The organism is Arsenophonus sp. aPb (genome assembly GCF_029873475.1).
Classification (GTDB): Bacteria; Pseudomonadota; Gammaproteobacteria; order Enterobacterales; family Enterobacteriaceae; genus Arsenophonus.
Genome location: NZ_CP123499.1, coordinates 669336 through 682734 on the forward strand (window position 1 = coordinate 669336; position 13399 = coordinate 682734).

Below are 13399 nucleotides of genomic sequence, written 5' to 3' on the forward strand. Positions count from 1 at the left end.
CGGAGCTCACCAATTACTCATAAACACATTCACTTCCCATAAGCCTATGCTAAGCCTTTAATGGTTACAACAAAATAATTTAAATAAATTGCTAATTATTTTCATGATAAGGATAGAAAGATAAAATGAAATTTATACTATCAGTACTGGCTGTTTCCATCTTGTTTTCTGCCAGTTCTTTTGCTGCAAAAGAGATCACAGCTGAAGAGTTTTCTAGCTATACAAAGATCGGTGAGCTATCCGTTAAGCAATCAGGTTTACCTATTGGGAATCATGCAGAATTATTGCACGCAGTTGATAAAAAATGCCAGGATCTCGGCGGGGTAAAAACAGATAATTGTTATTACCTAATTATTGATAAGACAGGTAATGAAACAAACTATCAAAATATTGATGTTGAAATTTTCAAAAAATAACCTTTAGATTTTCTCCGCCCTAAATTAGCCAAATCTAATTATAGAGCGGATAACATATAAGTTATCTGCTGCTGCTTTTTTTAATGAGAAGCTAATCATGATAAAAAAATCGCATTGTTGCTTATTTTATTTTGCTATTATTTTCTACTCAAACATCAGCAGAAGTGATTGTTGCGGTGGGCGCTGAACCCATCTACCCATACGGTTATTATAATTATCCAGCTTATTAATGTGCACACTATGGCTATGATGATGCCGAATGGTTTGTCGAACTGTCAGTATACGTAATATCGGTTACCTAGTTGTATGTAAAAATAAACAAGTAACATATCACTTAGTAAGAGTCTTCTCTATGACCCTAGATGCTTACATCTGCAAAAGACTTTTACTGGATAATATGCGTTAAATTATCGATTATATATCTTCATTTTTTACTTATTAACTTAATTCTGGCTGTTATTATTTTTGTATAAAAAATAGTTGAGTGATTATTAAATCACCGCATCAATATTTATGGATTCAGTCGGTTTTTATTAATGGTTTTTATCATAAAATTGAGTAGTGTGTTAATATAATTCTCTTTTGAAATAATACAATTTGTGATGATTTAAATGTTAAATTTTTTTAATGCAAAATATATTCAGTTATCTGAAAAAAATAAAAATGATCTATTTTTTTTAAGAAAAAGATCATTTAAAGATAGGCTTAACTGGTCAGTTATATGTAAAAATAACAAAGAATTTGATGAATATGACAATAAAAATGTTGATTATCTTTTAGGCTCATATCAAGACCGGATTGTTTGTGGTGTAAGATTTATTGATATAAAAAATAATAATATGATAACCGGAACATTTTATAAATATTTTAAACAAATAAATTTACCTAAAGGTAATTATTTTGAGGCTAGTCGATTATTTGTAGATAAAGAAAGAGTTGTACAATTTGAGTTAAATAAATATTCTATCAGTTTAATGCTTTTTTTATCAATGATTTATTATGTCAGGAATCATAACTATGATGGCCTATGTGCAATAATTAGTTATCAGATGCTGATTATTTTCAGACGTGCAGGGTGGAATGTTGATATTATTAATAAAGGTATTTCGGAAAAAAATGAAGTTATCTATTTAATTACTATGCCTATAGATGGTAAAAATACTTATTTATTAGAAAAGAAAGTTAAATCTAAATATAAAGTTAATGATCGCTGGCCTTTAAATTTTCTATCAAGATGGTAATTGAATCATTTTTAACTCAGTGGCTAATTTTATAGCATGCTTGGTGCTGGATACCCCAAGTTTTTTGACAATATTACCCATGTGAAATTTTATGGTGCCTTGTTTAATCCCTAGCATTTTTGCAATGTCTTGATACGTTCTGCCTATACTGACCCAGTACAAAATTTCATTTTCTCTAGGAGAAAGCCCTGAAGGTTTGTACTGATTACTGTCTTTATCTATTTCATCATAAAGAGATAAAAGTTTCTGATGTGTTTTGATCAATAATTGTTGAAATTTTTCTTTATTGCTATTGCTATTGCTATTGCTATTGCTATTGATAATATATTTATTATTATCATCTAATCCTGTTTCAAAAATAGATAATACAGCTAGGTTAGTTAGATAATCATGCAGAACGAAAGTATGACCTTTATTTATATTATATTTTTTTGATTGTTTGAATATTTTAGGTAGTTTCATCTCTGAATAAATCATTATTTTTTCATCCCAGTGAAAATCGTCCACCCTTTCCATGGCATTTACAATTACAGGGTCAATAAGTTGATAGTTTCCTTTAATATATAGATCAAACCATTCAGTATGATTATTTATTATTATCACATCCATGGGATTAATTTTATTCATCACCAGGTAGGCATATTTTATATCACCATACTTTATAATTTGTTCATCTAAAAAATTTTTTATCTTTCCGTTTATTAAACTATTTTTAAAGAAACCTTTAGCCATTTTTTTGCTCTGAATTAAATTGTTATTAAACATATCATATAATAACTCTAATACATTTTTAATCCCTTATACTCTTTTTCTTTCTTGGGGCGTATGATGCAAAATATTCATTTTATCATGGCCTAATTATTTAGTCTCCTTATTAATATCGGTCTTATTCTTTGATAAATTATTTTTATCTGAAAGGAATTATTCCTTACGCTCTGCTTGCAGCTCCTCTAGGTTATTTTATTAAATATTTTTCCTGCACCGTTGTTATCTGAATTACTAAGAATTTCAATCACAGTGGTTTGCTCTGGCTTTGTTTGTAGTAATACACATTGTCGTTGGTCGGTTGGATAGATTTTTGGTTCGCGATTTCCATCACCTTTCTACTGGATGATATATTTGCCCTGATTAACGGTATCAAGGTTAAGTTCCATTACTTATAGATAACGTATCTGATAATTTTGGCGGTATTTCCGCGGTTTGCTAGCCAAAATTTTGTTATTTGCAGCTCGGTACTTAGATCGTCAATAATAGGATTGAATTTCTAAGCTGCCTATGTGACAGAGAACAACATGATTTATCGGCTGTGTTTGCGCTAATTCTTCTAAGCTGTCTATGGGGCAGTGGAATAGCTATGCGATCTTTTGCCCTTATTTAGTAGCAAAAGAAAAATTAGAATATAAAAAAATGCTGAACGAAATAAGAGAAACAACAAAAGAAGAAATTAAAATATTTTTTTAGATCATTAATGTTAATTATGTAAATTATACGCCGTCATTTTGACGGTATTTTAAATTATTTATAAAAATAAATATCATCCAATGAAATATAATCTATGCCAAAAATAACTTAATAGAAAAATGCTTTTTTGACATCTAAATCATTTATGTGAATATTTGTTGTTGGCTTAAGTTAAATATATTTAATCCAATTTCAATATCGTAACAAATTAAGTTACATGTTGATGTTTCTATTCCTTTAATATAACTTTCTGCTTTTTTAATATTATTATTATTTAAATAATAATAAGCTAAAACTGCTTTTTTATTATATTTAATGATGAGGAACAACAATGAAATGTAGACACGCAAAAAATGCTGATTTGGAAAACGTAAGTAATATTCTAGCATCAGCATTTTCTGAAGAACCGGTACACAAGCTGATATTTCCAGGTCGTGACCGTGATAGTCTTATTGATGTATTACGAAATTTTTTTCGTATTTACGTTAACCTTGCAAGCAAATATGGCGGTATACCGCTTACAGAAAATGATGCTGGGGCTTTGGTCTATTTCCGATCTGAATCGATGGCAATGCCCAAAGAAGAACTGACTAAAATTGATAGTTAGCTACGCAAAGTATGTGGATCAGACTATGCAAAAGCCATAGCGTTTATAAACGGACTTGAGCAACATCATCCACAAACTTTTCATCATTACTATATATCGCTTCTTGCAGTAAAACGTTCTTGCCGAGGTAGAGGTTTAGTCGATGATCTGTTTAGCGAGTTTAATACAATCCTTGATAAAGCCAACTTACCCTGTTACGCTGAATGCACCAGGTTTAGCACACGAACCCTAATAAGACGATGGGGGTGGTTTTGCCATAAGTATTGATGGCTGCCCTAAATTATATCCGGTTGTGCGCTATCCTCAGAACAAAGCTTATTTTTTACCTGTCGGGGGAGAAATAAGATTAAGTTTTACACTTAAGCTGATGGCATGTTTTGCGTTAATAACGCCAAGCTTTTTTACAACATTTCCAATATGGAATTTTACAGTATAAGTACTTATATTAAGTATGGTGCCTATTTCTGAATAGGTTTTTCCAATACTGCACCAGTAAAGTACTTCTGATTCACGGGGTGAAAATATAATCTTCTCGGTTTTATTTTCATTCTGATAGAGTGAAAGCAACATTTCATGAGTATGAATTAACAGTCCCTGAAGCGCATCTTTATTATTATTAATAAAAAAATTAATATCTTTTATTAAAAATTTATCTATATATAGCGATAACAGGGCTAAGTTATTAAGGTGATCATGTAAAACAAAAGCATAACCGCTAATATTAAGCGTTTTTATTAGTTCAAAGATTCTTTTAACTGGCCAAATGGAGTTAATTTTACTATTTTCATACCATGAAAAAGGCGCAAGCTGATTTAATGCCTTGATAACGACAGGATCAATGTTTTGTGTTTTTTGGTTAAGATAATTATTAACAAGCTCATCAGATAAATCACTAATAATTATCATGTCATCGGTGTTTTTCTTATTCATCACAGCGTAGACATAGTTTACCTTGTTATATTTAGCGAATTGTTTATCCAGATGCTGCTTGATATAATTATTTTTTTCTGTATTTGAAAAAAAATTTTTAGGCATTAAATTTTTTCCTATTGCAAGTGATGGTGATATGTTTTTGCTAAACTGCCTTAATGATTTTAGATATCGTTGACTTCGACTGATAGAGTATTTGATTGCTAATCACACAGGATTTTTTCTGCAATAATGTCACCTAGTATATTCCGTTCTATTTGTTGCAGTTGTTTAGCTAAGTGATTGTCATTGGCTACTTTTTGGCTATGTCATCGATATTCTGTTTTTGTTAATAATCTTGCAACTTGTAAGCTGGCTATGGGGCAGTAAACCCGTTAATTTATATCTTGATGTTATCGCAAAACTTCTAAACTGCCTATGTGGCTGTGAACTATTTCAGTCAGATTATGATACAAATTTATATCTTCTAAGCTACTTGTGAGGCAGTGAACGAGACAATAGAACTGTCGGACTTTGCACACACTTTCTAAGCTGCCTAGGTGTAGTAAAGCGAAAGTTGACACAAATGTATCGTCTTTAACTTTTTTAAGCTACCTATTTGGCAGTGAGCCGCCAACGATGAAATAATTGACCTGACCAGATTTTCTAAGCTGCCTATGCGGCAGTGAACTGCGTGTGCTCAATATTGGAATGTCTCTCGACAGCTGTTTCTTTATGAGTATTAATGTGGATATTGCTAGAGAAAATATAATTGGCAGAATCAAAACTGAATGGCTCACTGATTTTTTCAGTGCTGATGTTCCGCTGTAAACAATCACCGTTAAGGCATCAACACCTATGTGTCCATTAAAACAGGCTGATATTTCCGTCTGATCAAGCTTAAATTTATCAAAATAGGGATGCTTTACCCATAGTGATGTAATCAGCTGAGACACCTAACTTATGCGGCCTTATTTCATAGATGGTGTAAGTTTTGCCGTCACGCAGTACAGGTATGTTCTATGTTATTACAGGTAAAGACAAAAAAGCAGTTAGGGCGGGGGATGCACAATTTTGCAGAGTAAACACCGAAATTCCCGAACCGCCATACTGTAATATGCTATGCAGCGTTTGGCTGTTTACATCCATGGTCACGTCAATTGTTTATTTCAGCTAAAGACTATTGCTCCTAATTGTCATCATACAGTTCTACTGAATGATATGGGTTTATAGAGTCATCAGAGGCCCTAAGGTTCTGCTCTAGTGTGGTTAGTCTACGAATACCCACAGATCAATGCTGCGTAACATTGGTCGCCGCTTTTGCTTTTGGCACATAGTAAACAGTCAATCTCGGGAACTTTGAAGCGGTATTTACATTCAGGATTGGTAAAATAACCTACTGTCGTGATTTGCCTTTTTTACCTAGTGTGACCAAAAAACTCGCGCACTTAAGGCGGAGCAATTATGTTAAATAGGCGCTGATTTTAAGAAATAATCTTTTTATGTCCTTTAAAGTGTCATTTCACCACCAACCACCTACTTGCCATTAAATTTTTTTTGCAAAATATCCTTATTTTGTTGTACTGAGCAAACTTTTAACGGTTTGTTTAGCAATATATTTTAATGATAATTAAAACATTTTAATTTTAAACTCATTCCTCATTAGCTTAAGTTGATTTGTAAACTTAAACTAATAAAAGAGATATCACCATGGCAATAATTGATAAACCAAGAAATAAAACCTATTTAATTGGCAACTGGATGCCATCAGATCAGACTACATTAGCAAATTGGATGCGTAAGATTATAGATAAAGCAGAAATTAGTCATGCTCCACTGTTACCGTCTATTCAGAATTTAAAAGATTTCATTGAATCAAATCCAAAAGCCTATATGTTTTTTAATCAAATGTTTGATAATGCAGATAAAAAAGATCCACCTGCTGGATTACCTCAAGTTCGTGACTATCAACATATGTTAGAATTATTCAACGTGATAATGACGCATGCACCAGATTTTGATGAAACAGGACTAGTCGGTTTCCCTTTTAATGCTATTTTAGATTGGTCAATGGCGACAAATTCAGGATGGAGTGCATTTTTAGATGATGAAGTTAATGTTCATTTAAAAGCGATGCTGAATGAATGGGCTATGTTTTTAAAATCACCTGAAAGCACCTATGTATTGAATGAGGATCCTAAACATGGGTGGTTCGGTGAAGATGCTAAAAAAGCAATGCCGACTTTTGTTAGTGATTTTAAATGTGATCCCACAGCTATTCACTATGGTTTTAAATCATGGGATGATTTTTTTACTAGAGAGTTTCGCCAAGGCGTTCGCCCAGTCGCTGAGCCTGATAATAGCCGTGTGATAATCAATGCTTGTGAATCATCCCCTTACCGATTAGCTCGTGATGTAAAATTAAGAGATAATTTTTGGATTAAAGCCCAAAATTATGCACTGCAATATATGTTGGATAACGATCCATTAGTAGATAAATTTGTTGGCGGAACTATTTATCAAGCATTTCTTAGTGCTCTTAGTTATCATCGATGGCATGCACCCGTTTCAGGCACAGTGGTAAAAACTAAGTTAATTAATGGTAGCTATTATTCTCAAGCTCTTAGTATGGGATTCGATCCAGAAGCGCCTAATAAATCGCAAGGATATATCAATGAAGTTGCTACCAGAGCGCTGATATTTATTGAAGCTGATGAACCAACAATTGGTCTTATGTGTTTTATGGCGGTAGGTATGGCTGAAGTATCAACCTGCGAAATTATAGTTTATGAAGGTCAACATATAACAAAAGGTCAAGAAATTGGGATGTTCCATTTTGGTGGTTCTACTCATTGCTTAATCTTTCGTCCAGAAGTTTCATTAGAATTTGATTTACATGGTCAAACACCTGGTTTAGATAGCCATAACATTCCTATCAATTCCCGTATTGCCACTGTTAAATAAAAAACTTAACTTAATGAGTCAATTATATGTTGGCTTATTAGGAGTTGCCTCAGAAAGCTGAAAAACTTATTGGTTTATGCTAAAAGCGCAAGAGAAAGTGAGCCTCAAAAAAAATCACTTCCTCTTGAAATTTATTTAATTACACTTGAGCCTACTTTTATAAGTTACACAATCTGCCATGCCTGCCAGATAAAATAGCGAAACAATGCCCTCGAATGTGATCATGGTATGTTAAAACGGATAATCAATGCTACTTTAGGGGGGCAAATCGATGAAAAACGCTTACGCTATGATAAAGAGATTGAAGTGATGCGGGCGCTATGTAAAGGTCAGACAGAGCTACTATGGCCATCCCCTGGATGAGGTAAGGTTGGTGAACACCGTTTTTGAAATCTTATCCTCTGTTATTGTGCAAAAGCTCCGCCATACTCATGTTTGTAACAGTGCCAAAATAACAGCCATTCTACCATTGTTAGATTTTTGCAACAGTGCCAAAATAACAGACAGTCTACTATTGTTAGATTTTTGCAACAGTGCCGTAGGTTCTCGGAATACCATCAATATTAATATTAGTATTTTTGTGTATTGCTTTCTCGATAAATTTTTACCATGTTAAATAAAGGAAGATACCTGCCTAGCGTTGAACAAAGACAGATAAAACGTCGTAACAATATTATCAAATGTGATTATAGCCAACTGGAGTAGATATCAGTATTGCACTCAGGATCCTATTTGCAATATGCCTTTTAAACTATCAACTAGTGGAGTGGATATAAAATGAAAAAAATCTACAGCTTAGGAAGTTATAGTTTTTCTCTTTTATTTTTCGCATTTATCAAGTTAACTAACGCATCTGAATCTCTAGGCGAGTACTCTATAGTATTTGATGCGGGAAGTAGTAAAACCCGCGCCTATTTATATCAGTCATCAGTAGATAAAGTTACGCAAATTGCTGTATCTAAAGATAGCAAGGCGCTATCAAGTTTTATTTCCAATGTCGATAGTACCGGTAATGAAGTGATCCTACCGTTAATTAAAGAGCTGAGAAGTAAAATTTCTAACGAGGATAATAATATAGAAGTCAATGTATTGGGTACCGCTGGAATGCGAAAACTTACCGATGAGCAACAAAGTGCAATTTATAACAATGTGCGGCAGAGTATTATTCAGGCAGGCTATAAGCCGGGGCAAATTCGTACGATTACTGGCTGGGAAGAGGGGGTCTTCGCTTGGGTGCATATTAATCAGCTTGCGGAGAAACTGGGAACGGATAACACACTAGGTATTATTGAAATGGGAGGTGCATCTACTCAAATTACTTTTGACACTAAAGACTCGAGACTAGCTGGCACACATCCTATTAAACTTAAAGGTAAAATTTACTATTTATGGAGTGAGAGTCTGCTAGGTTTTGGCGCTAATTCAGTACGTTCAGCAATGAATAAAATTAATCTACAGCAAACCTGTTACCCCTTGGGTTATGAAAAATCTTTAGGCTTTAATTTTAATTCATGTGATCAAGCTTATGACAAAGTGATCCACAATGATAATATTGCCTATAGCAAACTGAAACAAACGGCTGAAATTTCTGCATTGAAAAAGACCAACTTTATTGGACTAAGTGCACTTAATTACACGTTAGACTTTTTCGATAATCAAAAACCGGGAAAAGAAAAATTGAAAAAAAGCTTGATTGATAATTGCAAAAGTTATGATGACATTAAAATTTTGCTAGAGCGAGATTCCAGAAAAGACTATCATGAGCCGCAATTTAAATGCTCTAATGGAACATTTGTATATAACCTACTTTACGACTATTTAAAACTGGATAATGGTACATTACAAGGAGTAAAAAAATACAATAATACTGATGTTCGCTGGACAGCAGGTTATACACTTCTATCGACCCAAACGGCAAAAAAATAAATTTAAAATATATTTTTAAGATGAAAATCTATATCTTAGTTGATAAATAGCCTGTTTATCATTGATAAAAACTGAATGATCGGCAACAAAACCTACGCCATCCTATTAAATAATATTACCGGACAAGGCGGACGTATTGTTCTTTCCGGTGACTGACAACAACTTAAATCTTTTGAAAGTGACGTGCCATTTAAATTAACCCTCAAACGCAGTGCCTCTGATACTGTTGTCATACGTGAGATTGTTAGACAAACCCCAGCATTATAAGCGACGATTGAAGCTATGATTGCCGGCAATATCAAACAATCCCTTACAATGATCGCAAGCATTCCAACCACTACCCTTAGTCGAAATAGAAATAGTGATTCACCAACTAACTCAGTTATCGATCTGAAAGAAAAAGAGCTGGATGAAAAATCACTACAATCGTAAATTTTTAAGCTGCCTGCGTGGCAGTAAACTGTTTAAATCACAGAGTGCTTTAATCTCTTCATTTCTAAGCTGCCTACGTGGCAGTGAACCTCTCCATGCCATGATCGGTGTTTTATTGACATTTCTAAGCTGCCTATGTGGCAGTGAACTCAATACAGGAGCGTTCTCAATCGCAACTAATTTTTCTAAGCTGCCTATGTGGCAGTGAACTTGAAATTGCTAGTTATTTTAATGCGTTTACTTTTCTAAGCTGCCTATGTGGCAGTGAACATTTTACATCTTGTTTACCCTGGCCTCAGAAATTTCTAAGCTGCCTATGTGGCAGTGAACACGAGAGGATTCAACCAGAACGTTTTCGTTATTTTCTAAGCTGCCTATGTGGCAGTGAACTGCAGAGGTATGTTGGGCATTGTATTGTTTTTTTTCTAAGCTGCCTATGTGGCAGTGAACATATTAAAAAAACGTAATCAATAAGTTCAAAATTTCTAAGCTGCCTATGTGGCAGTGAACATTTTTCGCGGGCAAAGTTTTGGGATAAGTATTTTCTAAGCTGCCTATGTGGCAGTGAACCTAGCGATAAATCAATTCATGTCAGATGCAACTTTCTAAGCTGCCTATGTGGCAGTGAACAATCCCCCGAAAAATGGGGCACGCGACTTTATTTTCTAAGCTGCCTATGTGGCAGTGAACCGTGTATAGCAGTCTTTTTACTGCCTGTGCTATTTCTAAGCTGCCTATGTGGCAGTGAACGTAAGTCCAAAGAGACTCAAGAGTTTTAGAACTTTCTAAGCTGCCTATGTGGCAGTGAACAGGAGAAAGTGGACGAGTTAAAATAAGCAATTTTTCTAAGCTGCCTATGTGGCAGTGAACTGTCAGATGCAACAGAGTTAAATTCATCCAAGTTTCTAAGCTGCCTATGTGGCAGTGAACTTCCGCAATACGATTTCGGCCAGGGCGTTGTCTTTCTAAGCTGCCTATGTGGCAGTGAACGTTACTCTCGTGCGAGGTTTTGGGATAAATATTTTCTAAGCTGCCTATGTGGCAGTGAACAGCGCTGCCAATTGTCCCAAAGCAGCCTCGCTTTTCTAAGCTGCCTATGTGGCAGTGAACGAAATGTATCGGTTGTAAATTAGAATATGCTATTTCTAAGCTGCCTATGTGGCAGTGAACAGATCCAGAAAATAAAGCCATTGCCGCCGAATTTTCTAAGCTGCCTATGTGGCAGTGAACTTCCGCAATACGATTTCGGCCAGGGCGTTGTTTTTCTAAGCTGCCTATGTGGCAGTGAACCTGTTCATGTTGTTGAGCGCGAAATGAAGTTTTTTCTAAGCTGCCTATGTGGCAGTGAACATATGCGTATGAGTACGCAGGCTGGCGGTATTTTTCTAAGCTGCCTATGTGGCAGTGAACGTTCTGTTATTAGTGGGGTGATGCAGAAGTTATTTCTAAGCTGCCTATGTGGCAGTGAACATTGAGGAACTAAAAAGTCCGTAGAATCTCCATTTCTAAGCTGCCTATGTGGCAGTGAACCTAAAGCTGATATTTATAATGCGGTTCAGCAATTTCTAAGCTGCCTATGTGGCAGTGAACTTTTCGCGTGCGGCGAATATGGCGAGAAGTTATTTCTAAGCTGCCTATGTGGCAGTGAACATGAAATTCGGTTTTTTGCGTGTGGGGAGTATTTTCTAAGCTGCCTATGTGGCAGTGAACAACAAGACCAAAAGCAGCTAAGTTACCCTGCGTTTCTAAGCTGCCTATGTGGCAGTGAACTGGATTTTTATTGGTCAGCTTTTAGTCATTTATTTCTAAGCTGCCTATGTGGCAGTGAACATGTCGGTTCTGCGCACGGTGAGATGAAATTTTTTCTAAGCTGCCTATGTGGCAGTGAACACTCATTCCAGATCATTCTGTACGCACGGAAATTTCTAAGCTGCCTATGTGGCAGTGAACGAAATACTATAAGAATCGGGACCATCTCCGGTCTTTCTAAGCTGCCTATGTGGCAGTGAACTAATACGAGTATGAGAACCACCAAGATACTCTTTTCTAAGCTGCCTATGTGGCAGTGAACTTATGTCTTGGATCCCTGCTGCTATCAATGCTTTTCTAAGCTGCCTATGTGGCAGTGAACTTGTGAACGCTGAATATCAGCGGAAGGAACTTTTTCTAAGCTGCCTATGTGGCAGTGAACTAAAAGCAACTTCGTCGTTTAGACAAAAAAACTTTCTAAGCTGCCTATGTGGCAGTGAACTTATGATTCCCAGGGACACGAACTAGCCCACTTTTCTAAGCTGCCTATGTGGCAGTGAACAGATCCAAAAAATAAAGCATTAGCAGCGGATTTTTCTAAGCTGCCTATGTGGCAGTGAACGAATTCTCATTCGTCAACTTCTTTGGATGTTTTTTCTAAGCTGCCTATGTGGCAGTGAACCTCCACACATAATATAACGCAACTTCCGACGATTTCTAAGCTGCCTATGTGGCAGTGAACGTAGCGAATAATTTTAAACTTGGACTTTGGCCTTTCTAAGCTGCCTATGTGGCAGTGAACCTAGCACACGCCTACTTGATATAAGTGTGCTATTTCTAAGCTGCCTATGTGGCAGTGAACAACCTCGCAAAAAGTGCGGTCTTAAGTTTAAATTTCTAAGCTGCCTATGTGGCAGTGAACAATGATCAACGAGACCTGGAACGGAATTAACGTTTCTAAGCTGCCTATGTGGCAGTGAACGAATATCGACAGCGGGTCCCTTCTGTGGCCAATTTCTAAGCTGCCTATGTGGCAGTGAACTTACAGCTCGATGTTATGGTGCATCAGCCATATTTCTAAGCTGCCTATGTGGCAGTGAACTTGTATCCCATACGAAATCTGAAGCATCAACGTTTCTAAGCTGCCTATGTGGCAGTGAACTTTTTAGACTATTTATTACGTCATCTTCTTTTTTTCTAAGCTGCCTATGTGGCAGTGAACCTCTCGAAAATATGTGATGCGTGGTGGATTTATTTCTAAGCTGCCTATGTGGCAGTGAACTTGATTTTTACTGGCCTGCGTTGTCTCACCTTTTTCTAAGCTGCCTATGTGGCAGTGAACAACTCTTACAAACAGAAAAACTCTCAAAACACTTTCTAAGCTGCCTATGTGGCAGTGAACTATCGGTTGTAAGTTAGAATATGCTCGTCAGTTTTCTAAGCTGCCTATGTGGCAGTGAACGGCTGTTCGGGTACAAATAAGCCCAACTTAACTTTCTAAGCTGCCTATGTGGCAGTGAACATTTTAAACTTGGACTTTGGCCTGATCACAATTTTCTAAGCTGCCTATGTGGCAGTGAACGCGAGACTTGCGACGCCAATTGTTCCTTTTATTTTCTAAGCTGCCTATGTGGCAGTGAACATCAGACTAATGCTAATATTGGACTGATCACTTTTCTAAGCTGCCTATGTGG

At 35.8% G+C, this 13399-nt stretch carries 8 protein-coding genes, 1 pseudogene and 1 CRISPR repeat array (1 of these 10 running past the window's edge); of the genes and pseudogenes, 7 read left to right on the forward strand and 2 right to left on the reverse strand.

Annotation, left to right across the window (positions count from 1 at the left end; translation table 11 throughout):
- The first annotated feature begins 125 nt into the window (after positions 1 to 125).
- A complete protein-coding gene (locus QE177_RS02890; RefSeq protein ID WP_280551244.1) occupies positions 126 to 416 on the forward strand; it encodes a hypothetical protein in 291 nt (96 codons plus the stop codon).
- Between the two features lie 611 nt (positions 417 to 1027).
- Entirely contained in the window at positions 1028 to 1657 is a 630-nt protein-coding gene (locus QE177_RS02895) for an acyl-homoserine-lactone synthase (RefSeq protein ID WP_280551245.1), read from the forward strand.
- Here QE177_RS02895 and QE177_RS02900 read toward each other — a convergent pair.
- Positions 1646 to 2389, reverse strand: coding sequence for a LuxR family transcriptional regulator (locus QE177_RS02900; protein WP_280551246.1), 744 nt, complete (start codon positions 2387 to 2389; stop codon positions 1646 to 1648). The genes QE177_RS02895 and QE177_RS02900 overlap by 12 nt on opposite strands.
- A gap of 1060 nt (positions 2390 to 3449) precedes the next feature.
- On the opposite strand from QE177_RS02900, the gene QE177_RS02905 reads away from it, so the two are divergent.
- Entirely contained in the window at positions 3450 to 3725 is a 276-nt protein-coding gene (locus QE177_RS02905; RefSeq protein ID WP_280551247.1) for a hypothetical protein, read from the forward strand.
- Between the two features lie 315 nt (positions 3726 to 4040).
- Here the strand turns inward: QE177_RS02905 and QE177_RS02910 are convergent, their stop codons facing one another.
- Positions 4041 to 4760 carry a LuxR family transcriptional regulator gene (locus tag QE177_RS02910; RefSeq protein ID WP_280551248.1) on the reverse strand — a complete coding sequence of 240 codons (720 nt, stop codon included), beginning with the start codon at positions 4758 to 4760 and terminating at the stop codon, positions 4041 to 4043.
- A gap of 1584 nt (positions 4761 to 6344) precedes the next feature.
- On the opposite strand from QE177_RS02910, the gene QE177_RS02915 reads away from it, so the two are divergent.
- The 4 genes and pseudogenes from QE177_RS02915 to QE177_RS02930 all read left to right on the forward strand — a co-directional run bounded on the left by QE177_RS02915 (position 6345) and on the right by QE177_RS02930 (position 9956).
- Positions 6345 to 7598, forward strand: a complete 1254-nt coding sequence (locus tag QE177_RS02915) for a phosphatidylserine decarboxylase family protein (protein WP_280551249.1) — start codon at positions 6345 to 6347, stop codon at positions 7596 to 7598.
- A gap of 186 nt (positions 7599 to 7784) precedes the next feature.
- Positions 7785 to 7992: pseudogene (locus QE177_RS02920) on the forward strand (IS6 family transposase); the annotation flags it as partial.
- A 383-nt stretch (positions 7993 to 8375) separates the two neighbouring features.
- The gene (locus QE177_RS02925) at positions 8376 to 9524 is read left to right on the forward strand and encodes a hypothetical protein (protein WP_280551250.1); all 1149 of its coding nucleotides are present in this window, start codon (positions 8376 to 8378) and stop codon (positions 9522 to 9524) included.
- Positions 9525 to 9806: 282 nt separating this feature from the next.
- The gene (locus QE177_RS02930; RefSeq protein WP_280551251.1) at positions 9807 to 9956 is read left to right on the forward strand and encodes a hypothetical protein; all 150 of its coding nucleotides are present in this window, start codon (positions 9807 to 9809) and stop codon (positions 9954 to 9956) included.
- 1 nt (position 9957) lies between these two features.
- Positions 9958 to 13399: direct repeats of the CRISPR family, unit length 28 nt; unit sequence TTTCTAAGCTGCCTATGTGGCAGTGAAC; it runs 728 nt beyond the window's last position.